Annotated in this window: 22 protein-coding genes and 4 tRNA genes; 16 read left to right on the top strand and 10 right to left on the bottom strand. The window is 71.9% G+C overall.

The genetic code is table 11. The features are described 5' to 3' along the window. Nucleotides 1–32 precede the first annotated feature (32 nt). The 4 genes from NH2_RS04155 to NH2_RS04140 all read left to right on the top strand — a co-directional run bounded on the left by NH2_RS04155 (nt 33) and on the right by NH2_RS04140 (nt 2,310). Entirely contained in the window at nt 33–1,208 is a 1,176-nt protein-coding gene (locus NH2_RS04155; RefSeq protein WP_245650417.1) for an alpha-hydroxy-acid oxidizing protein, read from the top strand. Nucleotides 1,209–1,236: 28 nt separating this feature from the next. Further along, nucleotides 1,237–1,321, top strand: a tRNA-Ser gene (locus NH2_RS04150). Nucleotides 1,322–1,652: 331 nt separating this feature from the next. After that, nucleotides 1,653–1,904, top strand: a complete 252-nt coding sequence (locus NH2_RS04145) for a type II toxin-antitoxin system Phd/YefM family antitoxin (RefSeq protein WP_067648359.1) — start codon at nt 1,653–1,655, stop codon at nt 1,902–1,904. Further along, on the top strand, nt 1,897–2,310 hold the full coding sequence (locus NH2_RS04140) for a type II toxin-antitoxin system VapC family toxin (RefSeq protein ID WP_084505203.1): 414 nt from the start codon (nt 1,897–1,899) through the stop codon (nt 2,308–2,310). The genes NH2_RS04145 and NH2_RS04140 overlap by 8 nt, the downstream gene beginning before the upstream one ends. Before the next feature lie 83 nt (nt 2,311–2,393). Here the strand turns inward: NH2_RS04140 and NH2_RS04135 are convergent. From NH2_RS04135 to NH2_RS04125, 3 genes are all read right to left on the bottom strand, one after another. Then, nucleotides 2,394–2,466, bottom strand: a tRNA-Arg gene (locus tag NH2_RS04135). Between the two features lie 38 nt (nt 2,467–2,504). Beyond that, a tRNA-Ser gene (locus NH2_RS04130) sits at nt 2,505–2,594 on the bottom strand. An 88-nt stretch (nt 2,595–2,682) separates the two neighbouring features. Continuing rightward, nucleotides 2,683–3,402: a dienelactone hydrolase family protein gene (locus NH2_RS04125; RefSeq protein ID WP_067649271.1), complete on the bottom strand. Its 720-nt coding sequence runs from the start codon at nt 3,400–3,402 to the stop codon at nt 2,683–2,685. A gap of 148 nt (nt 3,403–3,550) precedes the next feature. On the opposite strand from NH2_RS04125, the gene hisC reads away from it, so the two are divergent. Further along, the gene (gene hisC, locus NH2_RS04120; protein ID WP_067648357.1) at nt 3,551–4,630 is read left to right on the top strand and encodes a histidinol-phosphate transaminase; all 1,080 of its coding nucleotides are present in this window, start codon (nt 3,551–3,553) and stop codon (nt 4,628–4,630) included. On the opposite strand, the gene NH2_RS04115 is transcribed toward hisC, so the two are convergent. Further along, nucleotides 4,627–5,664, bottom strand: a complete 1,038-nt coding sequence (locus NH2_RS04115) for an alpha/beta hydrolase (RefSeq protein WP_157103596.1) — start codon at nt 5,662–5,664, stop codon at nt 4,627–4,629. The genes hisC and NH2_RS04115 overlap by 4 nt on opposite strands. A gap of 167 nt (nt 5,665–5,831) precedes the next feature. Between NH2_RS04115 and NH2_RS04110 the strand changes: the two genes are divergently transcribed. After that, the gene (locus tag NH2_RS04110; protein ID WP_067648355.1) at nt 5,832–6,947 is read left to right on the top strand and encodes a nitric oxide synthase oxygenase; all 1,116 of its coding nucleotides are present in this window, start codon (nt 5,832–5,834) and stop codon (nt 6,945–6,947) included. 109 nt (nt 6,948–7,056) lie between these two features. Here the strand turns inward: NH2_RS04110 and NH2_RS04105 are convergent, their stop codons facing one another. Next, complete coding sequence (locus NH2_RS04105) at nt 7,057–7,368, bottom strand: helix-turn-helix transcriptional regulator (protein WP_157103595.1); 312 nt, start codon at nt 7,366–7,368, stop codon at nt 7,057–7,059. A gap of 532 nt (nt 7,369–7,900) precedes the next feature. Between NH2_RS04105 and NH2_RS30080 the strand changes: the two genes are divergently transcribed. From NH2_RS30080 to NH2_RS04095, 3 genes are read left to right on the top strand one after another with little or no spacing between them, the layout of a single operon-like run. Then, a complete protein-coding gene (locus tag NH2_RS30080) occupies nt 7,901–8,029 on the top strand; it encodes a hypothetical protein (protein WP_281202008.1) in 129 nt (42 codons plus the stop codon). Beyond that, entirely contained in the window at nt 8,026–9,210 is a 1,185-nt protein-coding gene (locus NH2_RS04100; RefSeq protein ID WP_067648348.1) for a sensor histidine kinase, read from the top strand. The genes NH2_RS30080 and NH2_RS04100 overlap by 4 nt, the downstream gene beginning before the upstream one ends. Continuing rightward, on the top strand, nt 9,207–10,223 hold the full coding sequence (locus NH2_RS04095; protein WP_067648346.1) for a DUF8320 family protein: 1,017 nt from the start codon (nt 9,207–9,209) through the stop codon (nt 10,221–10,223). Before NH2_RS04100 ends, NH2_RS04095 begins: the two co-directional genes overlap by 4 nt. A gap of 53 nt (nt 10,224–10,276) precedes the next feature. Here NH2_RS04095 and NH2_RS04090 read toward each other — a convergent pair whose 3' ends face one another. The 4 genes from NH2_RS04090 to NH2_RS04075 form a co-directional block, all read right to left on the bottom strand. Continuing rightward, nucleotides 10,277–10,999, bottom strand: a complete 723-nt coding sequence (locus NH2_RS04090) for a maleylpyruvate isomerase family mycothiol-dependent enzyme (RefSeq protein ID WP_067648343.1) — start codon at nt 10,997–10,999, stop codon at nt 10,277–10,279. A 10-nt stretch (nt 11,000–11,009) separates the two neighbouring features. Next, nucleotides 11,010–11,666, bottom strand: coding sequence for a DUF998 domain-containing protein (locus NH2_RS04085; protein ID WP_245650416.1), 657 nt, complete (start codon nt 11,664–11,666; stop codon nt 11,010–11,012). Between the two features lie 222 nt (nt 11,667–11,888). Then, on the bottom strand, nt 11,889–12,293 hold the full coding sequence (locus NH2_RS04080) for a very short patch repair endonuclease (RefSeq protein WP_084505202.1): 405 nt from the start codon (nt 12,291–12,293) through the stop codon (nt 11,889–11,891). Further along, nucleotides 12,290–13,423, bottom strand: a complete 1,134-nt coding sequence (locus NH2_RS04075; RefSeq protein ID WP_067649257.1) for a DNA cytosine methyltransferase — start codon at nt 13,421–13,423, stop codon at nt 12,290–12,292. Before NH2_RS04075 ends, NH2_RS04080 begins: the two co-directional genes overlap by 4 nt. A gap of 340 nt (nt 13,424–13,763) precedes the next feature. Between NH2_RS04075 and NH2_RS04070 the strand changes: the two genes are divergently transcribed. Genes NH2_RS04070 through NH2_RS04060 form a run of 3 tightly spaced genes read left to right on the top strand, consistent with a single transcriptional unit; the run spans nt 13,764 to nt 18,055 of the window. Then, on the top strand, nt 13,764–15,563 hold the full coding sequence (locus NH2_RS04070) for an ABC transporter ATP-binding protein (RefSeq protein WP_369690028.1): 1,800 nt from the start codon (nt 13,764–13,766) through the stop codon (nt 15,561–15,563). Continuing rightward, nucleotides 15,563–17,413 (top strand): ABC transporter ATP-binding protein, encoded by a 1,851-nt coding sequence (locus NH2_RS04065; protein ID WP_067648340.1) that lies wholly within the window; start codon nt 15,563–15,565, stop codon nt 17,411–17,413. Before NH2_RS04070 ends, NH2_RS04065 begins: the two co-directional genes overlap by 1 nt. A 36-nt stretch (nt 17,414–17,449) precedes the next feature. Then, nucleotides 17,450–18,055, top strand: a complete 606-nt coding sequence (locus NH2_RS04060) for a putative glycolipid-binding domain-containing protein (protein ID WP_084505200.1) — start codon at nt 17,450–17,452, stop codon at nt 18,053–18,055. Nucleotides 18,056–18,143: 88 nt separating this feature from the next. On the opposite strand, the gene NH2_RS04055 is transcribed toward NH2_RS04060, so the two are convergent. Further along, complete coding sequence (locus NH2_RS04055; protein WP_067648337.1) at nt 18,144–19,082, bottom strand: prephenate dehydrogenase; 939 nt, start codon at nt 19,080–19,082, stop codon at nt 18,144–18,146. A 59-nt stretch (nt 19,083–19,141) separates the two neighbouring features. Between NH2_RS04055 and NH2_RS04050 the strand changes: the two genes are divergently transcribed. From NH2_RS04050 to NH2_RS04035, 4 genes are all read left to right on the top strand, one after another. Next, nucleotides 19,142–19,681, top strand: a complete 540-nt coding sequence (locus NH2_RS04050; RefSeq protein ID WP_067649247.1) for a tRNA adenosine deaminase-associated protein — start codon at nt 19,142–19,144, stop codon at nt 19,679–19,681. A gap of 22 nt (nt 19,682–19,703) precedes the next feature. Then, nucleotides 19,704–20,135: a nucleoside deaminase gene (locus NH2_RS04045; protein ID WP_067649244.1), complete on the top strand. Its 432-nt coding sequence runs from the start codon at nt 19,704–19,706 to the stop codon at nt 20,133–20,135. 45 nt (nt 20,136–20,180) lie between these two features. Next, nucleotides 20,181–20,271 (top strand) — tRNA-Ser (locus NH2_RS04040). Nucleotides 20,272–20,540: 269 nt separating this feature from the next. Further along, nucleotides 20,541–20,741, top strand: a complete 201-nt coding sequence (locus NH2_RS04035; RefSeq protein ID WP_067648335.1) for a hypothetical protein — start codon at nt 20,541–20,543, stop codon at nt 20,739–20,741. Nucleotides 20,742–20,862 lie beyond the last annotated feature (121 nt).

Raw genomic sequence — 20,862 nt, 5'->3', positions numbered from 1 at the left:
GCGAACCCCGCCGACGGACTAGCGTTCCCCGCGTGAGCAGCTTCGTCGACTTCCAGAACGAGATCTACCTGGGCGGAATGGGCGGGTTGCGCCCGGAGCTGCCGATGACGGCGGCGGGGCTTGCGGAGCGGGCGCGGCGCGAGCTGCCGCCGGAGGCGTACGCCTACGTGGCGGGCAGCGCGTCGGCCGAGCGCACCGCCGCGGCGAACGAGTCCGCCTTCGACCACTACCGGATCCTGCCCCGCATGCTGCGCGGCACCACCGCCCCCGGCGCCCGCGACCTCTCCGTCGAGGTGCTCGGCACCCGCCTGGCCGCCCCGGTGCTCACCGCCCCCGTCGGCGTCCTGGAGTTGCTGCACGAGCGCGGCGAGGTGCTGGTCGCCGAGGCGACGAAGGAACTCGGGCTCGGCATGGTGCTCTCCACCGCCTCCTCCTGCACCATCGAGGAGGTCGGCGCCGCCGCCGGCGACTGGTGGTACCAGCTCTACTGGCCCGCCGACGACGAACTCGCCCGCTCCTTCGTCACCCGCGCCGAGGCCGCGGGCGCCAAGGCCGTGATCGTCACCGCCGACACCCCCGCGCTCGGCTGGCGCCCGCGCGACCTCGAGCACGCGCACCTGCCCTTCCTGCTCGGCAAAGGCATCGCCAACTACCTCTCCGACCCGGTCTTCCGCGCTAAGCTCGGCACCCCGCCCGAGGAGAGCGAGGAGGCGCTGCGCATGGCCATCCTCACCTGGGTCGGGCTCTTCGGCAACCACTCCCTTCGCCCCGCCGACCTCGGCAAGCTGCGCGAATGGACCGACCTCCCGATCGCCGTCAAGGGGCTGCTGCACCCCGACGACGCCCGCCAAGTGGTGGACGCGGGCGCCGACGCGGTGATCGTCAGCAACCACGGCGGCCGCCAGGTGGACGGCGCCATCGCCGCCCTGGACGCGCTCCCCGCGGTCGTCGCCACCGTCGGCGACCGCGCCGACGTGCTCTTCGACTCCGGCATCCGCACCGGCTCCGACGCCCTCATCGCGCTCGCCCTCGGCGCCAAGGCCGTCCTCTACGGCCGCCCCTGGGCCTACGGCCTCGGCCTGGCCGGCCGCGACGGCGTCCGCCACGCCTTGCGCGTGCTCCTCGCCGACTTCGACTCCGCGCTCGGCCTTTCCGGCTCCGCCGCCGTCGCCGGGGTCGACCGGTCGCTGCTCTCCATCGTCCGCTGAGCGGGTCGTCCGCTACCATCGACGCACTGGAGACGTGGCAGAGCGGCCTAATGCACTCGCCTTGAAAGCGAGAGTCGCGAGAGCGACCGGGGGTTCAAATCCCTCCGTCTCCGCAAGAGCCAGCCACTCGAATTCAAGGATTCGCGCCCAACTCTGAAAAGTCGGCGACTGTTTTCGAGGTTGGGGCGGCAAGTTTGACTCGTTGTGCGCCGCGCCTCAGCCGCCATCCTGGTCACCGATGCCACCCAGCACCCCAACCGACTCCAGCGCTCGCACCCTTCACGAGGTCGGCTTGGGGGCACCTGCGCCGTCTTGACGGAGGCTTCGAATCTTCTGAGTAGGGGAGCTACCGGCTCCGTGCTCGAGTAGTCGCATGATCGGGACCCGTCATTCGCAGCGCGTAGCATTCTGTACACCGCGTAGCAGATCGGGTAACGTTGGGGCATGAGGACGATCCAGCAACGCGACCTCCGCAACGACAGCGGCAAAGTCCTCGCGGCGGTCGAAGCCGGTGAGAGCTTCACCATCACTCGCAATGGCAAACCTGTCGCCGAACTCAGGCCTCTGACACGGCGAACCTTCGTACCCATCACCGAACTCACTCGCACCAGCGCCCGCCTGCCGCGCATCGACTACAACGAGTGGCGCGCCGACATGGATGCGATGATCGACCAGGAGATCGCCGACGGTGAGTGAGCCCGCCATCCCCCGGCATGTGCTGCTGGACACTTCGGTTCTCATCGACTACTCCAATTTGCAGTCAGCACTGCCCGATGAAGCGGAAGCCGCCATCAGCGCGATAAGTCTCGCCGAGCTCGCTGCCGGACTTCACTCCACCAAAGACCCCATGAAGCAAGCTCAACGCCAACTCCAGTTCCAGTGGGTCGCGAGATCCTTCAACCCGCTCGCGTTCGACGGCGAGACGGCGAACGTGTACGGATCGTTGGCTTTTCTCCTCGAGCAGATCGGGCGCAAACCACGAGGACGAGTGGCTGACCTCCAGATAGCCGCCACAGCAGTCCAATACAGCTTGCCGCTGTACACCCGCAACCCAGACGACTTCAAGGGGCTCGGACCGCTACTGAACGTCATCGCCGTCTAGACGGGCGCGCTGAGGAAGGATAGAACTCGGCCCCGGAAACAGCTCACCCCGGTGCCGTGAACCGGCACCGGGGTGAACTTCTGTGCGCCCGAAGGGACTCGAACCCCTAACCTCTTGATCCGTAGTCAAGTGCTCTATCCATTGAGCTACGGGCGCATAGCCTGTTCAGTTGTACACCCGGGTGAACCCGGGCTTGGCGGAGGCGAGAGGATTTGAACCTCCGGTCCCCGTGAAGGGACAACTCATTAGCAGTGAGTCCCATTCGGCCGCTCTGGCACGCCTCCTGGAGCCTTCTCTTCGAGGGCACCGGCCCTTTCGGACCACCGAGCAGAAAGATTACAGCAGGCTACCTGCGGGCACCAAAACGGCTGGTCAGCGCAGATTGCTGTCGAACCAGTCGAAGATTCTGGTCTGCGCGTCGACGCGGACCGGATCGTCGTCCTCGTCTCCGGCGGGGCGGTCGGCGCGGTGCTTGGCGTCGGGGTAGGTCACCACGAGGGTGGCGACGGCGGCCGCGGCGCCGGCGTCGCGCAGCTTCTCGACCTCGTCGGCCGGGGCGTCGGCGCCGAAGAGGCCCAGCCAGGGGGCCTGGAGGCGGGGCGCGGCCTGGACCAGCGCCTCGGCCTCGGCGGTGAGCGGCTCGGTGAGCCCGCTCGCGCCGACGCTCACCGCGGCGCCGATGCGCCGGTTGGTGGCGACCAGGAAGGCCGCCGTGCCCGCGGTGTCGAAGCCGAGCACGCCGACGCAGTCCGGGAAGACGCCGTGCGCGGTGAGCCAGTCGAAGCAGGCGTCGAAGTCGTCGAAGAGCTCGTCGCCGAAGACCTCGCTCTCGCCGGTGCCGCGGTGGAAGAGGTCGGGGGTGACGACGGTCCAGCCCTCGGCGGCGAGCGCGGTCATGAGGTCGCGCAGGGCGCCGCCGCGCTCCCGTGATTCGTGCAGCAGCACGATGCCGCCCCTGGCATTGCCCTCGGGTTCGAGCACGGTGATGGGCACGCGGTCGGTACGCGAGGGGCTGCCGCCCGCTGTCGTCTGGTCGCCATCCGCCTCGTCGCCACGGCGTAGCGGGGCGATGTCGTCATAGGTGCCCGGCATGAAACCAGGGTAGGCGTACCCGTCGGTATCCGCGAGAATTTGCACGTGGGAGCACCGGACGCGCCGGATTTTTCCGGTTGCTCGGCGTTTCGGCCGTCGGGCGCGTGCGGGATGTCGGCGGGCGGTGTCCGCCGCCTAGGCTGGGAGGGTGACCGCGCACATCCGCCCCGACCTCGCCACCATCCCCGCCTACGTCCCCGGCCGGGATCATCCGGGCGCGACCAAGCTGGCCAGCAACGAGACCACGCTCGGTCCGCTGCCCGCGGCGGCGAAGGCGATCGCCGAGGCGGCCGAGCTGGCGAATCGCTACCCGGACAACCACGCCGTCGAGCTGCGCACCGCGCTGGCCGCGTTCCTCGGGGTGCCGGTGGAGCGGGTGGCGGCGGGCTGCGGCAGCGTCGCGCTCTGCCAGGAGCTGGTGCAGATCACCTGCGGCTCCCCGGCCGACGAGGTGATCTTCGCGTGGCGCTCGTTCGAGGCGTACCCGATCGTCACCCAGGTGGGCAATGCGACCGCGGTGCCGGTGCCGCTCACCCCCGGGCTCACGCACGACCTGGACGCCATGGCCGCGGCGATCACCGAGCACACCCGGCTGATCTTCGTCTGCAACCCGAACAACCCCACCGGCACCGCGCACGGCAGGGCCGCGCTGGAGCGCTTCCTGGACGCGGTGCCCGCGCACGTGCTCGTCGTGCTGGACGAGGCCTACTTCGAGTACCTGCGGCTGACCCCGGCGGAGCACCCGGACGGCGTCGAGCTCGCCCGCGACCGGCCGAACGTCGTGGTGCTCCGCACCTTCTCGAAGGCGTACGGGCTGGCCGGGCTGCGCGTCGGCTACGCCGTCGGCGATCCGGCGGTGATCACCGCGCTGATGAAGGTGCACATCCCGTTCAGCGTGAACCGGGTAGCGCAGGCGGCGGCCATCGCCTCGCTGGAGGCCCGCCCCGAGCTGCTCGACCGCACCGGCGCGCTGATCGCCGAGCGCGACCGGGTGCGCGCCGCCCTGGTCGCCGCCGGTTACCCGGTGCCGCCGAGCGAGGCGAACTTCGTCTGGCTGGCGCTCGGCGAGCACAATGTGGCGTTCGCCGAGGCGGCGGCCGCGGCCGGGGTGCTGGTGCGGCCGTACGGCGCCGACGGGGTCCGGGTGACCACCGGCGATCCGCACGAGAACGACCAGTTCCTGGCCTTCGCCACCAGCGCCGCGGTGCTCGCCCGCTTCGTCGGCTAGAGCCCGAGCCCGGCCGCGACGGTCGGCCAGGAGACCTCGAGCTCGTCGGCCCAGTACGGCCAGGAGTGCGTGCCGGTGGCGCGGAAGTGCGTGGTCACGCCGATGCCGAGCTCCTGCAGGCGGGCGGTGAGCCTGCGCGTGCAGTTGCCGGTGCCCGCCTCCAGCGGGCCGCCGAGACCGATATTGCCGGGGTAGTCGGGGTTGTCCGGGCCGTCGTAGACGCCGGGGATCCCGCTGCCCGCGGAGAGGTAGATGGCCTTGCCGCGCAGCGCCTCCGCGTGCAGCACCACGTCGTGCTGGAGCCAGTCGGGGTGCTCGGACGGGCCGAACATATTGTCCGGGTCGCCGCCGTAGGTCGCGATCACCGCGCGCGCCTCGGCCTGCCCGAGATCGGTGCCCATGCTGAAGCAGCCGCTGTACCCGGCCACCGACCGGTACAGCCCGGGGTGCCGGATCGCGAGCATCGTGGCCGCCTCGGCGCCCATGGAAACGCCGGAGACCGCGTTCCAGCCGTTCCCGTTGAACCTGGCGTCGATGGCGGGCGGCAGCTCCGCGGTGAGGAAGGTCTCCCAGCGGTTCAGCCCGAGCACCGGGTCCGGCTGCTGCCAGTCGGTGTAGAAGCTGGCCGGGCCGCCCACGGTGAAGACCACGTTCACCGGCTTGTCCTCGTAGAACTCCGCCGCGCGGCCCTTCTCCAGCCAGTTGTTGGTGTCCGGCTCGGCGCTGCGGCCGTCCAGCATGTAGACGGTGGGGCGGGGCTGCGAGCGGTCGCGCGGGAGCAGCACGATCACCTCGACCTCGCGCTGCATGGCGGGCGAGTCGACGAAGACCCGGACCCTGCGGTCGTCCACCGGCTCGATCCGGCGGATCGCCGGAGTGGTTGGCGGGGTCGCGGTGGACTGTTCGACGGGCTTGGGCGCGGGCGTCGCGGCGGAGCCGGAGTCCGGCGCGGCCTGCGCCACCGCCGCGCCGGTCGCGAGCGTGAGGGTGACGACGGCGCCGGCGCAACATCGCCGCAGAGCAGAACCACGCATAGCGGCAATCCTGCCAGAGCCCGCAAGACCCGACCGGTCACTCACGGCGTGTCGACATCGTTAGGGGTACGGACAGACCGGTACCATCCCGCGAACTCGCGCGACCCCGCTTATGGTGGTGGCTCCCTGTGCTCGATCTCGGTCAGTTCCCACCGCCGGAGACAACTGTGAGTTCAGCGTTACCCCTGTCGCCGCCCGAACCGCCGGTCGTCTCGGACCTGCCGCGCCGGCTGCGCGACTGCCTCGACTTCTTCCGCCTGCCCGAGCTGGCGCACCTCTCCTCGGAACGCGGCGTCGGCGCCGCCCTCGAGCTGCGCTTCAACGGCAGCTATATCCAGACTCCGGAGGAAGTGCTGATCGGCGCCCGCCTCGCCTGGCGCAACCACGCCCGCTGCGTCGGCCGGAAACATTGGCGCTCACTCAAACTCATCGACGCCAGGCAGGCGCGCACCGCCCGCGAACTGGCCGAGTTCTGCTTCCGGCACCTGCGCGAGGCCACCAATGGCGGCGCCATCCAGTCCACCATCACCGTCGGCCCGCCGCGCCGCGCCGACGGCGGTGAGTTCCGCATCCTGAATTCGCAACTCATCCGGTACGCCGGGTACCGCAACCCGGACGGCACCGTCACCGGCGACCCGGCCGGCCTGGAGATCACCGACCTGGCGCTGCGCACCGGCTGGCGCGGGGCGGGCACCCGCTTCGACATCCTCCCCCTGCTCATCAGCACCCCCGACGAGCCGCTCGCCCGCTTCGACATCCCCGCCGACCTGGTCCGCGAGGTGCGCATCGAGCACCCCGACCTCCCCTGGTTCGCCGATCTCGACCTGAAGTGGCACGCGCTCCCCGCCGTCGCCAACATGGATCTGGAGATCGGCGGCGTCACCTACCCCTTCGCCCCCTTCAACGGGTGGTACGTCGGGTACGAGATCGGGGCCCGCAACCTCGCCGACCCGGAGCGGTACGACATGCTCCCGGTCGTGGCCGCGCACCTCGGGCTCGATACCTCGCATCCGCGCACAATGTGGCGGGATCGGGCGCTCATCGAGTTGAATCGGGCTGTGCTGCATAGTTTTCGGGTGGCACGGGTGGCGATGGTCGATCACCACACGGTGGCGAAGCAGTTCTGTGAGCATGTGGAGAAGGAGGCGGCGGCGGGGCGGCGGTGTCCCACCGATTGGTCGTGGATCAATCCGCCGCTGTCGTCGGGGCTGGTGCCGACCTTCCATCGGTACTTCGACGAGCCCGAGCCGGAGTTGCGGCCGAATTTCGTGGTGCGGAGGTAGTCGGGTCTCGCGGTTTGCGCCCGATCTGCTCGAGCTGAAGACGCCGGGTATGCCGCAGCCCCCGGAAGCGAACTCCCGGGGGCCGCGAGAAACCCTGCGCATACGCCGATTACAGATCCTCCAACAGGATCAGCCCGTCCTGCAGCGCCCGGGCGAGCAGCGCGGCCTTGGTCTGGGCGGGCCGCCCGATGGCCTGGTACTTGTCCCGGATCCGGTTCAGGTGGGTGTTCACCGTGCCCATGGTGATGTAGAGCTCCTTGCAGGTCGCCGTCTTGGAGTCGTTGGCGAACCAGTGCAGCATCACCTCGATCTCGCGCGGGCTCAGCTTGGGCCTCGGCCGCTGCGGCGGTACGGGGGTGCCGGGGTGACGGTCGAGATGGATACCGGACAGAGCGCCCAGCGGCGCGGTGGCTGCATACATAGCGTCGTTCCTTTTGCGAGTGCGCGTGCTCATCTGAGAAGTAGTCGGACCCCGACAATCCGACGTTACTCAGTGTCGCAGGAAGAAAGACTCGCCGCGAGATACCAGAACTGGTACCACCGTTAGAACCCTGAATGAAACGCGTTCCGCCATCTCGGTGCAATTTGCCCGTAAACCTTGGTACCACTTTCAAATACCAGCAAAAACCCAGGTAGAAATGTGATTACCGACCTGTCGGTATAAATTCGGCACTCTCGGAGTGAACAGCGGGGAATTGCTGAGCCCTACCTTACCGGTGCGTACCCGGGGGCTCGCTCGGGGCATGATCCGCATGCGCTTCCGGATTCACTTCCCGGTAATTCCGGCGGCGAATGTGAGGACAAGGATATGTCCGTTCGGACGCGCTTTACGCCGTGTCCGCGCCGGACACGCTGAGCGTGTCGCAGTGCGCACGCGGAAATCGTGCGGCGCGGCCCGCCCTCGGCGACAATGGCCGCTCGGGGAGGAGGGGGTCACCAGGTGGCCGATCGGAGTGGTGGAGGACGATGTGGCGCGGCTGCCCGCGGCGGGGCTGAACGCGAACACCGGGGTCGAGCTGTACCAGCGGGCGCTGGCGGGCATCGTGCCCTACCCGCGCCGGTTCCGGGGACGCCCGCGATGAGCGCTGCGCTGCTCACCGAGACCGACTCCGCCGCCGAGCGGGTACTGCGCATCTTCGCCCGCTTCGTGGCCGCGGGGTACGTGTTCTACCTGGGGCTGCTGCTGCCGGATATCGCGCGCGGTACGCAGGTCACGGCATGGTGGTGGACGCCGGTCGCGCTGATCGCGGTGTACGGCACCGGGTTCGCGCTCGGGGTCGCGAGTTTCGGCGGCGCCGAGCGGCGGCTGCGGCTGCTGGCGAGCGCGGCCGCGGCCGGGTACCTGGTGGCGGTGCTGCTCTGGTGGCCCGCCTGGAACGGCGGGCAGCTGGCCGAGCTGCGCGGGATGTGGTTCTCGCAGTTCAACGGATTGGCCAGCCTCGCGGCGGCGGCGGCGTGGCGGCCGCGGTGGGCGGTGGCGCACCTGGTGGCGGGGGCGGTCGTGGTGCAGACCATCAATTACCTGGCGCGGTCGGGGCAGAGCGACCTGCTGCCGGAGATCGCGTGGAGCATCGGGTTCTGCCTGCTCCCGGTCTCGGCGGGGATCATGGCGGTGCGCACCGGCCGCATCCTCGACGAGACCAGGGCCGAGACCTACGCCGCCGCCGCGGCCGCCGCCGCCGCGACGGCACGGACGGTGGAGCGGGCCCGGTTCGACGCGCTCACCCACGACGGTGTGATGGCGACGCTGCTCTCCGCGGCGCGGCAGCCGATGAACCGGCTACTCAGCACCCAGGCCGCCAGCACCATGGCCAAGCTGGACACCTTCCGCGCGGGTGGCGACCCGGCCACCGAATTCGATGTGCCGGAGCTGGTCTCGCACCTCCGAGTCGCGGTGAACGAGGTGAACGACCGGGTCGGGGTGGAGTCGGTGATCGCGGGCGACGCGGGCGACGCCCGCTTTCCGGCGGAGGCGGCGCGGGCCGTTGCCGGGGGCATGGCCGAGGCGCTGCGCAACAGCTACCGGCACGCGGGGCCGGATGTCGAGCGCTGGGTGGTGCTGCACGTCACCGGGGACGGCTTCCGCGCCACGGTCGGCGACACCGGCTGCGGCTTCGAGCCTGCCGCGGTGCCCGCCAACCGGCTCGGCATCGCGGTGAGCATCGTCCGGCAGCTGAACGAGCTGCCCGGCGGCACCGCCGCCATCGAGACCGCGCCGGGCGCGGGCACCAGGGTGCACCTCTCCTGGAGCCGGGCCGCGTGAGCGACACCAAGGACATTCGCGACCTGCTCGGCATGCACACCGCAGGCGCGCGGGTGATGGTCGGCGCGTACGTGCTGCTCATCTCGGTGGTCACCGTCGCGATCTGGCCCGGGATGCGCACGGTCTGGCCGACGGTGCTGAGCCTGGTCGTGCTGGCCGCCGCCACCGTCGCGCTGATCGCGGTGCCGGGCGACCCGCTGCCGCTGCCGGCGACCGCGGCCATGACGCTGGCTGGGCCGGTGGCCTGCGCGATCACGCTGGCGGTTGTGCCGGTGCCGATGGTGACGCCGCTGCAGGCGTGGACGCACGGCGGGGCGACCACGGTGTACTGCTTCATGTGCGTGCGCGGGCGGGCGTGGTTCGCGTGGCTCGGCATCCTCGGGGTGGCGCTGGTGTACATGGCGTGGACCGGGCTCACCGGGCAGGGCGTGGTGGCCGGGTTCGGGCTGGTGGCGATCGAGATCGGGCCGCTCGGCATGGCGACGGTGCTCTCCTACACGCTGCGGCCGAATGCGCAGCTCACCTTCGAGCTGCGGGACGCGGCGCGGGATCGGTACGCGGAGGAGTCCGCGGCCGCGGCGACCCTGCAGGAGCGCGATCACCAGGTGACCCGGCTGGATCGGCTGACCAGGCCGCTGCTCACCCGGATCGCCGCAGGCACCCCGCTCACCGAGCGGGAGCGGCTGGACTGCGCGCTGCTCGAGGCGCATCTGCGGGACAGCCTGCGCGCGCCGGGGCTCAGCGACGAGCGCACCACCGCGCGGGTGCGGGCGGCGCGCAGCCGCGGGGTCGAGGTGGTGCTGATCGACGACCGGGGGATGGCGGAGTCGGCGCCGGAGGTCGGGGAGCGGCTGCGGGCCGCGGTGGTCGCGGCGCTGGACGGGACCACGGACGGGTCGGTGCGGATCCGGATCCTGCCGCCGGGGCGGCCGACGCTCGCCTCCATCCTGGTGCGGGCGGGCGCCGATGTGCGGCGGACCGAGTACGACCACGCCGGGCATCCGGCGGGATGACTTCCGCACGGCCGGACGAATGGGGCACGCCGGCGTCGGCTGCTCGGCGCGGCTCAGCGCCAGGTCGGAAGCTCGGGAAGCGCACCGGTGAGGCCATCGCGACCGCGGCCGATGAGCCAGGCGAGCAGGGCGTGCGCGGGGCCGGTGACGACGGTGCCCGGCGCGCCCGCGCCGATGGTGGCGCCGAAGCCGGTGTCGTCCGCCTTGACCTCGAAGGCCGGTCGATCACCCGCGTTCATCCCGTGCGCGGCGACCACTTCGGGCAGCAGCCGGGCGACGAAATCGGCGGGCCAGTCGGCCGCGGTGTACCCGGCGGCCAGGTCGACGTGGTGGATCTCGACCTCCTGCAACCGCATCCAGCCGATGGCGGTGGCGGCGAACTCCCGGCCCTGCCGGTTGCGCACCAGCGTGGCCCAAGCCGCGGACGGGACCCCGGCGGCCGCCTCGGCCCAGCGCGCGGCGGCGGTCTCGTTGTCCGGGTACTGCTCGGCGATCGGGCGGGCCGCGCCCGCGGCGATATCGGCGTCGCGGGCGCTCGGGTTCGGGTATTGCGGAGTCTCGATGCCAGTGCGCGCCCAGGTCAGCAGGTTCACCAGGCTGTCGGCATTGCGGGCGACGTGGGTCAGCAGGTGGCCGCGGGTCCAGCCGGGGAGCAGCGAGGGCGCGGCCAGGTCGGGGTCGGTGAGCCCGCGCGCGCTCGCCAGGAAGCGCTCGGTGGCGGCCGCGACGGCGGCCAGATCGGCGGGTACCGGCGGGGGTGCGGCGGCGTCGGTCACCCCATCGACCCTACCGCCGCGGCGGCGCCGCCCTGGCGACTTCGAGCGCGAGGGCGAGCAGCCACAGCGACATGGCGGTCACCTGGATGCGCTGCGCGACGCCGAGCAGGTAATCACCGGAGAGGTTGTCCGCCACCAGCATCCATACCGTCGCCGCGGAGCCGACGGCCAGCGCCACCGCACCGAACTCGCGCAGCGCGGGGCCGTAGCGGTAGCGGAAGGCGGCCAGGGTGAGGGCGAAGGCGGCGACGGCGATTCCGGTGACGGCGAGCGTGCTCGTCAGCGCGTGCGGCTGGCGCAGCTGCGGGAAGAGGCCGCCTGCCCCGCAGTCGGCGCAGTCGCGCAGCGGCACCCTGGCGTCGGCCACCGTCGCCGCGCCGAAGCAGAGCAGCGCGATCCAGCCTGCCACCGTGAGCGGCCTGCGCGGGAAGCGGGCCAGCGCCACCGCCGCGGCCAGCGCGGCGAGGACGCCCGCCACGGTGTCGGCGGTGGAGAAGACCCAGCGGTAGGGCTTGCCCTCGGCGTCCAGCTCGCTGAGAAAGGAGTGCACCGGGTCGGCGTGCAGCGGCAGCGCGAACTGCAGCACCCAGGCCGAGTAGCTCAGCCCGGCCACGGTCAGGGCGATGGCGACGAACCAGGTGGCGGGGCCGCGATCCGAGGTGAGCACGAGGTGCATTGTGGCCTGCGCGGCCGCTGTGCCGATGCACACCTGTTCCGGAGGGTGCACACAGGCTGGTGTCAGGTTCGGCGCGCAGGCTCGATGTCGACAAGGAGGTGAAGCGATGATCGCAATCGCGACCGCGGTGGCGGGCTGCGCGGTGATGGCGGCCATGGCCGTGTCCGGGTACCTGGCGCAGCAGGTGCCGAATACGGTGGTCAGGGCCAGGCGCTAGCGGATGGCGGCCTGGACGCGGTCGGCGGCGGCCGCCGGGTCCTCGTGCTCCCAGATCCGCACGACCTGCCAGCCCGCGGCCTCGAGTTCGGCGTCGGTGGCGCGGTCGCGGGCCACATTGCCCGCGAGCTTGGCCGCCCACCACTCGGCGTTGTTCTTGGGGTCGGTGGCGTGCTGCGGGCAGCGGTGCCAGAAGCAGCCGTCCACGTAGACGGCGATCCGGCGGCGCGGGAAGACCACGTCGGCGCGGCGCCGCTGGCCGCGCAGCGGCGCCCGGTCGACGAAGTAGCGCAGGCCGCGGCGGTGCAGTTCGCGGCGCAGCGCCAGCTCCGGCTTGGTGTGCGCGCGGCGCTGGCGGGACATGCGCGCGCTGGTCGCGGCGTCGGTGGCGGGGCGGGTCACGCGGCCCAGCCGCCCATGCGGTCCAGGTGCGTCTCGACGTCGTCGAGGAAGCCGGGCGGGAAGCGGAGCGTGCCCATGCCGGTGCGGCGCAGGAAGCCCGCGGTGGCGCGGGCGGAGAGCAGCCGGGAGCCGGTCAGGTAATCGGCGAGGCCCTCGTAGGGCTGGTGCACCGGCCAGGTGGAGACGGGGGCGCGGTAGGCGCGGCCGGCGCGGCCCCACGCGGCGCTCGGCCACGGCTGGCCGGTGGCCAGTTCGGTGCCGTCGGGAAGCGGGTCGGCGGTGCTGTCGAGGCGGCCGCCGACCCATTCGGCCATCCGGACGCTCACCGCGTTGCCGACCAGTTTCCAGCGGTGGCCCTGGCGGAAGCCGGGCACGGTCAGCGCGGGCTCGGTCCAGCCCGCGGTGAAGCCCTGCAGGCGCTCGCCGTCCTCGATGCCGGGCGTGACGATCTCGCCCGCGGGCAGCCGGACCGCGGGCGGGCTGGCGATGCCGAGCGCCGAGCCGCCCTTGAGGGTCGGGACCGCGTTCACCGCCCAGCCGAGGCCGCGGACGCCCTCGGTCCAGTAGAAGCCGCACGGGTCGAGCGCGGGGTCGCCCTGGTCCAGCGGTCCGGCGTCCTCGGCGAGCAGGACCCGGCGCGGGTCCTCGGTGCGCGAGGCCAGCAACAGAACCCGCTGCCTGCGCTGCGGCAGGCCGAAGGCGCGGGCGTCGACCACGCGGTAGGCCCAGGCGTAGCCGAGCTCGTCCAGTGCGCCGGTGATGTGCCGCATGGCGGCGCCGCGTCCTAGTTGCAGCATGAACGGGACGTTCTCCAGGAGCAGCCAGCGCGGGCCGCGGCGGCGGCGGACCAGGCGGAAGATCTCGTCCACCAGGCCGGAGCGGGTGCCGGAGATGCCTGCGGTGCGGCCGGCCTGGGAGAGATCCTGGCAGGGGAAACCCGCCGCTACCAGCTCGGTCGCCTGGGGGAGGGAGCGCAGCCGGGTGACGTCGGGGTGGACGGGGATATCGGGGAAGCGGGCCTCCAGCACGGCGCGGGCACCGGGATCGATCTCGCAGAGCAACTCGGTGTGCCAGCCACGCGCGGACAGTCCCAGCTCGAGTCCGCCGATTCCGGCGAAGAGCCCCACCATCCGCATGGGGATATATTGCCTGTGTTTGTTTGGCCCGGCTGCGCCGGGCGGGTTCGCCGCCCTTCGGGGGTCCCGTTGTTCAGCGCTCGAGACTCGCGCCTTCGGCGCATGCGCTTCGAGCGCTGAACAACGGGACGGGCGGCGAACCGGGGCTCGTAAGGCTCGCCCCCGGGGGGGTGGGTGGGGCAGAGGTGGTGCGGCGGAAATTCGGTTGGCGGGGGCGGTGTGCGGTGCCACTCTGGAGGGTCGGAGCCTGTGCCCGTCTTCCACCCGCCCATCCTGCCGTGACGGCGGCTGCCGTGGTGCGGGCCGCGAAAATCGAGGGGGAACCTTGTCCGTCGTGCTCGATCCCGCCGCCGAGCGAATACCCGCACCGCCTGCCCCGGCGAAACCGAGGGGCAGGACGGGTGCGCTGCGCCGGTTCCTGCCCTATCTGCGCCCGCACCGGAACCGGATCGCGGCGGCGACGGCGCTCGCCATCCTCGCCATGCTCACCGAGATCGTCATCCCGCTGCTGATCGCCCGGGTCATCGACGGGCCGATCGCGGGCGGCGACTACGGCTCGGCGATCCCGTTGATCGGGGTGGTGCTGCTGCTCGGGCTGCTGCAGGCGCTCGGCACCTGGGGCAGGCGGCGGATGGTGGCGCGGCCCGCCGCCGAGTTCGAGGTCGCCATGCGCGCCATGATCTTCGGCAAGCTGCAGCGGCTCGCCATCGGCAACCACGACTCCTGGGAGTCCGGCCAGCTGCTCTCCCGTGCGGTGGACGACCTCGGCACGCTGCGCCGCTTCGTCGGCTTCGCCGGGCCGTTCCTGGTGCTGCACGCGGTGATCGTGCCGGTGGGGCTGCTGGTGCTGTGGTTCCTGATCCCGCCGCTCGGCGCCGCCTTCACCGTGCTCGCCGTGCCGGTGGTCGCCGTCTGCTACCGCTTCGTGCAGCGCTACGAGGTGGCGTCGCGGCGCTCGCAGGACCAGACCGGCGATCTGGCCACCATCGCGGAGGAGTCGGCGCAGGGCATCCGGGTGCTCAAGGCATTCGGGCGCGGGCCGTTCCTGGCGACGCGGTTCGTGCGGCAGGCGCGGGAGCTGCGCGGCACCGAGATGGTCAAGGTGCGGCTGGACGCCACGCTGTGGTCGACCATGGTCGGGGTGCCGCAGCTCGCCATCGTCTTCGCGCTCGGCTACGGCGGGTACGCGGTGGTGCACGGCTCCATGTCGCTCGGCACGCTGGTCGCGGGCATCACGCTGGCCACCTTCCTGCAGTGGCCGATCATCTGGACCGGCTTCCTGCTCTCCGAGCTCAACCACGCGAGCACCGCATCGGACCGGTACTGGGAGATCCAGGACATCCCGCTGGACATCACCGACCCGCCCGATCCCGACCCGCTGCCCGCGCCGGTCCGCGGCGACCTGCGGCTTGACCACGTGCGGTTCGCCTTCCCCGGCGCGGGCACCGAGGTGCTGCGCGACGTCACGCTGCACGTGCGCCCCGGTGAGACGGTCGCGCTGGTCGGCGCCATCGGCAGCGGCAAGACCGCGCTGCTCAACCTGATTCCGCGGCTCTACGACGTCACCGGCGGAACGCTCACCGTCGACGGCGTCGAGGTCTCCCGGCTGCGCCTGGCCGACCTGCGCACCGTGGTCACCGCCGCCTTCGAGGAGCCGGTGCTCTTCTCCGCCAGCGTCAGGGAGAACGTGGCGCTCGGCGAGCCCGACGCCACCGACGCCGATGTGCGCGCCGCCCTGGAGATCGCCCAGGCCACCGAGTTCGTGGAGCGGCTGCCGTGGGGGCTCGACACCAGGATCGGCGAGCAGGGGCTCAGCCTCTCCGGCGGCCAGCGGCAGCGGCTGGCGCTGGCGCGGGCGGTGCTCGGCGCCCGCGCCGGGGGCAGCGCGGGCCGGGTGCTCGTGCTCGACGACCCGCTCTCCGCGCTGGACGTGGAGACCGAGGAGCGGGTGCAGGCCCGGCTGCGCAGCGTACTGGCCGGGGCGACCACCCTGCTGGTCGCGCACCGGCCCTCCACCGCGGCGCTGGCCGACCGGGTCGCGCTGCTCGCGGACGGCCGGATCGTCGCCGAGGGCAAACACGACCAGTTGCTGCGGACGAGCACCCGCTACCGCGAGCTGATGGGAGGGGCGTGATGGACACCACCACCGACGACCGCACGGACACCGACCCCGCCGACTGGCGCGGCATCGCCAACGAGGACGGCGAGGTCACCCAGACCGGCAACCTGGTGCTCGCCGCCCGCTCCCGCAGGCTGCTGCTCGACCTGGTCCGGCCGTACCGGGCACGGGCCGCCGTCGTGCTCGCGCTCATCGTGCTCGACAACGCGCTCAAGGTCTCCGGGCCGCTCTTCATTGCCTTCGGGCTGGACAGCGGACTGGCCGCGGCCCGGCGCGGCGACTGGCTGCCGCTCACCCTGACCGTGGCCGGCTTCGCCGCGGTGACCCTCGGCAGCATGCTGACCACGCTGGTCTTCCTGCGGATCTCCGGCACGCTCAGCCAGAGCGTGCTCTTCGACCTGCGCGGCAAGCTCTTCGCGCACGTGCAGCGGCTGAGCGTCGAGTTCCACGAGAAGTACACCTCGGGCAAGGTCATCTCCCGGCTCACCGGCGATATCGAGACGCTGCAGGAGCTGCTGGAGGGTGCGCTGAACCAGGCCCTCAGCGCCATGCTCTCGGTGGTCACCATCGCGGCGCTGCTCATCTACCTGGACGCCGGGCTGGCGGTGATCGTGCTGGCCGGTTTCGTGCCGCTGGCCCTGGTCACCCGGTGGGCGCAGCGCAGGCAGCGGGCCGGGTACCGGCGCACCAGGGTGGCGATCGCCCGGGTGGTCGTGCACTTCGTGGAGACCATGGGCGGGATCCGCGCGGTGCAGGCCTTCCGCCGGGAGGGGCGCAACCACGCGGTGCTCGCCGCCGAGGACAGCGAGTTCAGGGAGGCCAATGTCGCCGCCGCCTTCGGCATGAGCGACTACACCGGCCTGACCCGGCTGCTCGGCAACCTGACCACGGTGATCGTGCTCGCGGTCGGCGCCTGGCAGGTGATCGAGGGCAATCTCGCGGTCGGCGTGCTCGCCGCCTACCTGCTCTACCTCAACGAGTTCTACGGCCCGCTGGACGAGCTGGCCCAGGTGTTCAATGCCTACCAGTCGGCGGCGGCCGCGCTGGAGAAGATCTCCGGCGTGCTGGAGGAGGAGCCGTCGGTGCCGGAGCCGCGCGACCCGGTGCCGCTCGGGAAGCCGGCGGGCGCGCTGCGCATGGACGCGGTGTGGTTCGACTACGCCGGGAAGCGGGCGGGCGCGCCGGTGCTGCCCGAGTTCGACCTGGAGATCCCGGCCGGGCAGGTGATCGCGCTGGTCGGCGCGACGGGGGCGGGGAAGTCGACGCTGGTGAAGCTGCTCACCCGGTTCTACGACCCGAGCGGCGGCACGGTCCGGCTGGACGGCATCGATCTGCGCCGGATCGCCGATGCCGAGCTGCGCCGGGCCGTGGTCATGGTCACCCAGGAGGCGTACCTCTTCGCCGGCTCGATCGCGGACAATATCCGGCTGGGTAAACCCGAGGCCACCGACGCCGAGGTCGCGGCGGCCGCCGCGGCGGTTGGGCTCGATCCGTTCCTCGGCACGCTGCCGGACGGGCTCGGCACCGACGTGCGCAAGCGCGGCGGCAGGCTCTCCGCCGGGCAGCGGCAGCTGGTGGCCTTCGCCCGGGTGTTCCTCGCCGACCCCGCCGTCATCGTGCTGGACGAGGCCACCTCCAACCTGGACATCCCGAGCGAGCGGCTGGTGCAGGAGGCGCTGGAGCGGGTGCTGCGCGACCGCACCGCGGTGATCATCGCGCACCGGCTCTCCACGGTCTCGATCGCCGACCGGGTGCTGGTGCTGGAGGCGGGCCGGATCGTGGAGGACGGCGCCCCGGCTGAGCTGGTCGCGGGCGCCGGACGGTTCGCCGGGCTGCATGCGGCGTGGCGGGAGACGCTGGTGTGATGCGGCCGACGGCCCCGCGTCGCTTACCGTAGAAGGGTGACGAACCCAGGCCAAGGACCCGAAAGCCAACCGGAGGAATCCCGGTGGCCGGCGATTCTCACGTGGCGTGCCCACAACGGGATGCGCATGGAGTCGGTGCGCGCGACGCTCAATGGGAACCGCATCCGTGCCACCGGCCGCATGATCGGCGGCGCCTGCGCCGACCACCCGGCCTTCAGCGCCTCGTACGACCTGGTCACCGATGAGAACGGTGCCACCAAGCGGCTCTCACTGCGCACCACGACCAGTGTGGGCGAGCGGCACGCCTCGCTCGCGCGGGACAACGAGAACTACTGGCTCGTCGACGCGGGCGGCAGCCACGTGCGCGCCACCTTCGCCGGTGCGCTCGATGTGGATGTGGTGCTCAGCCCATTCTTCAACACACTGCCGATTCGCCGTTTCGGTCTGCAGCACGCGATGGAGGAGGTGCAGGTGCCGGTCGTGTACGTCCGGCTGCCCGACCTGCTGGTGCAGGAGGCGAATCTCGTCTACAGCAGCGCCGCCGACGGGATCAGCGTGCTGTCGCCGGTGTCGAGTGCCACCGTCACGGTGGACGAGGACGGATTCCTGCTGGATTACCCCGGGCTCGCGCAGCGGATCTGAGCTCCGGCCCGCACTTCCACCGTTGGCCGGCTCGCTCGAAACGCCGCCCGCGGCGGTCTGCCCACGCGTGCCCGCGGACCGGCCCGCCTCAGTCGATGGCGGTGATGACCGCGCCGCGGCGGCCCGCCGTGCGGAGCGTTTCCAGCCAGCCCGGTGCGCCGGGGACGATGCCGGCGATGGTCTCCGGGCGCTGGTCCTGGTAGCGGCGGCGGGCGGCGTGCCCGGCCTCGGCGAGCGCGGCCAGCGAGCCGCCGTCCAGGGCCCTGCGGGCCGCGGTGAGGACCTCGAGCGTCTCGTCCAGCACCGCGCGCAGCGCCTCGGCATTCGGCTCGCAGATGGCGCGCACCAGGTCCGGCGCGGTCCCGGCCACCCGCGTTCCGTCCCGGAACGACCCCGCCGCCAGCCCGAGCGCGAGCGCCCCGCCCTCGGCCCCGGCCTGCGCCAGCGCCTCGGCCAGCACGTGCGGCAGGTGCGAGATCCGGGCGACGGCGGCGTCGTGCTCGGCGGCCGTCACCGGCACCACCCGGGAACCGCAGTCCAGCGCGAGCCGCGCCACCCGCCGCCACACCGCGGGGTCGGTGCCGTCGTCGACGGTGACCGCCCACGCCGCGCCGCGGAAAAGAGCCGCGTCGGCGGCCGCCCACCCGGACTCGGCCGTCCCCGCCATGGGATGCCCGCCGACGAACCGCGCCGCCAGCCCGTGCGCCCGCACCGCCGCCGCCACCGGCGCCTTGACACTCACCACATCGGTCAGCGCACACCCGGGGGCATGCGCCGCCACCTGCGCGAGCACCGCGTCCAGCGCGGGCATCGGCACCGCGAGCACCACCAGCGCATCGGCCGCGGCCGCCCGTCGCAGCACCGCGGGGAGCTCGGTGCCGACGTCGAATCCGTCCGCGCGCGCGGCGATCTCGGACCGGTTGTAGCCGAAGGTCTCCCACCCGGCGGCGGCCGCCGCCCGGAGCAGGGAACCACCGATGAGCCCGGCGCCGAGCACACACACGGGCACGGGGCGGCTGGCGGTCATCGGTTCGGAGTTCTCCTACGACTTCAACAATTGAGCCCGGGCAGACTACCGTGGCGGCCATGGCAGCACAGCGCTCGGGCACGAACGGAGCGGCGTCGGACGATTACGACGACGTCGAGGGGTTCGCCGTGGCAGTTGTACGTGAAGAGGGTAAATGGCGGTGTAGCCCGCTGAGCAACGCCGCGCTCGGCGATCTCGTCGCTGCCGAGACCGAATTGAAGGCGCTGCGCAGCTCGGGCGCGGTGTTCGGGCTGCTGGACGTGGACGACGAATTCTTCGTCGTGGTGCGGCCCGCGCCGAGCGGCACCCGGCTGCTGGTCTCCGACGCCACCGCCGCCATCGACTACGACATCGCCGCCGATGTGCTCGAGGCGCTCAATGTCGAGGTCCCCGACATCGACCCGGACGACCTCGACGATGTGGAGCCGTGGGAGGAGGGCGATCTCGGCGTGCTCGCCGATCTCGGCCTGCCCGAGCCGGTGCTCAGCGTCATCCTGGCCGAGACCGACCTCTACCCGGACGAGCAGCTCGGCATGATCGCCCAGCGGCTCGGCTTCGCCGACGAGTTCGCCGCGGTGCTCGACAAACTGCCGCACTGAGGTGCCTGCCGACGCCGAGTTCATGCGGGCCGCGCTGGCCGCGGCGGGCGAAGCCGGGCCGCGCGACGTCCCCATCGGCGCCGTCGTCTTCGACGCCGACGGGCGGGAGCTGGCCCGCGCCGCCAATGCCCGCGAGGAACTCGGCGACCCCACCGCGCACGCCGAGATCCTCGCCCTGCGCCGGGCCGCCGCGGTGCACGGCGACGGCTGGCGGCTCGGCGGCGCCACGCTCGCCGTCACCGTCGAGCCGTGCACCATGTGCGCGGGCGCGCTCGTCCTCGCCCGGGTGGCCCGCGTCGTCTTCGGCGCCTGGGAGCCCAAGACCGGCGCCGTCGGCTCGCTCTGGGACGTCGTCCGCGACCGCCGCCTGAACCACCGCCCCGAGGTGCGCGGCGGCGTGCTCGAACCCGAGTGCGCCGCACTTCTCGACCGATTCTTTCGAGAACGCCGCTGACCAGCCGTTTCGGCGATCCGGAGCCGCCCGTGTATGGTTGTCGGCGGTGGCGTGTCCGAGCGGCCTAAGGAGCACGCCTCGAAAGCGTGTGAGGGGTAACCCCCCTCCGAGGGTTCAAATCCCTCCGCCACCGCCAGCGGCCCCTTACCTGATCTCAGCAGGTGAGGGGCTTTTTTTGGCCACGCGCTGCCCGGCGCTCGGGCCGCTGGGTCACAGTTCGGGCATCCCGCGCCTGGTCGCGGCCGCTCGGTGTCCACCCCCCTTACGCTGACACCCCCGGACATTGCTCCCGCCGCCGGATAGAACGCCGGACAGTGGGTATCCGCGCGGATAGATCTTGCGGGAAGGAAAGCGAAGCATGATGCGCCGCACGACTATCCGCACTGAGCGATGCGCGAGAGAAACATGAGAATCGGAAGTGTCATTGTCCTGGTCTGGCTGATCATCGGCATCATCGCCGCGGCTCAGCGCGACTACTTCGACAGCGGCCCGGTGAACTGCGCCGGGTTCGGCACGATCGCGGTCACCGTGATCGCAGGCCCGCTGAACTACCTGGGTGTGAACCCGAAGATCGATGACTGCAATGTGCCGCAGCCGAGCCCGTAGCGGGCAGGCGCTACCCATCGGGTAGCCGCGAGTCGGGGCCCTGGGTGTGGCGGCATCCGGGTTCTCGGGGAAGACAGCGCCCGGCAGGTGGAGAGCTCCTTCGGCAGCCACCGGCCGGGCG

Source organism: Nocardia harenae NBRC 108248 (assembly GCF_001612885.1).
GTDB classification, from domain to species: Bacteria; Actinomycetota; Actinomycetes; order Mycobacteriales; family Mycobacteriaceae; genus Nocardia; species Nocardia harenae.
The sequence above is the reverse complement of the archived record's forward strand: the minus strand, read 5'-3'. Positions and strand labels throughout refer to the sequence as shown.

Coding starts and splice junctions, on each gene's coding strand:
- NH2_RS04145 (WP_067648359.1), top strand. CDS start 1,653: ATGAGGACGATCCAGCAACGCGACCTCCGCAACGACAGCGGCAAAGTC.
- NH2_RS04125 (WP_067649271.1), bottom strand. CDS start 3,402: ATGCCGGGCACCTATGACGACATCGCCCCGCTACGCCGTGGCGACGAG.
- NH2_RS04115 (WP_157103596.1), bottom strand. CDS start 5,664: ATGCGTGGTTCTGCTCTGCGGCGATGTTGCGCCGGCGCCGTCGTCACC.
- NH2_RS04105 (WP_157103595.1), bottom strand. CDS start 7,368: ATGTATGCAGCCACCGCGCCGCTGGGCGCTCTGTCCGGTATCCATCTC.
- NH2_RS04100 (WP_067648348.1), top strand. CDS start 8,026: ATGAGCGCTGCGCTGCTCACCGAGACCGACTCCGCCGCCGAGCGGGTA.
- NH2_RS04075 (WP_067649257.1), bottom strand. CDS start 13,423: ATGGTGGGGCTCTTCGCCGGAATCGGCGGACTCGAGCTGGGACTGTCC.
- NH2_RS04065 (WP_067648340.1), top strand. CDS start 15,563: ATGGACACCACCACCGACGACCGCACGGACACCGACCCCGCCGACTGG.
- NH2_RS04055 (WP_067648337.1), bottom strand. CDS start 19,082: ATGACCGCCAGCCGCCCCGTGCCCGTGTGTGTGCTCGGCGCCGGGCTC.
- NH2_RS04050 (WP_067649247.1), top strand. CDS start 19,142: ATGGCAGCACAGCGCTCGGGCACGAACGGAGCGGCGTCGGACGATTAC.
- NH2_RS04045 (WP_067649244.1), top strand. CDS start 19,704: ATGCGGGCCGCGCTGGCCGCGGCGGGCGAAGCCGGGCCGCGCGACGTC.
- NH2_RS04035 (WP_067648335.1), top strand. CDS start 20,541: ATGAGAATCGGAAGTGTCATTGTCCTGGTCTGGCTGATCATCGGCATC.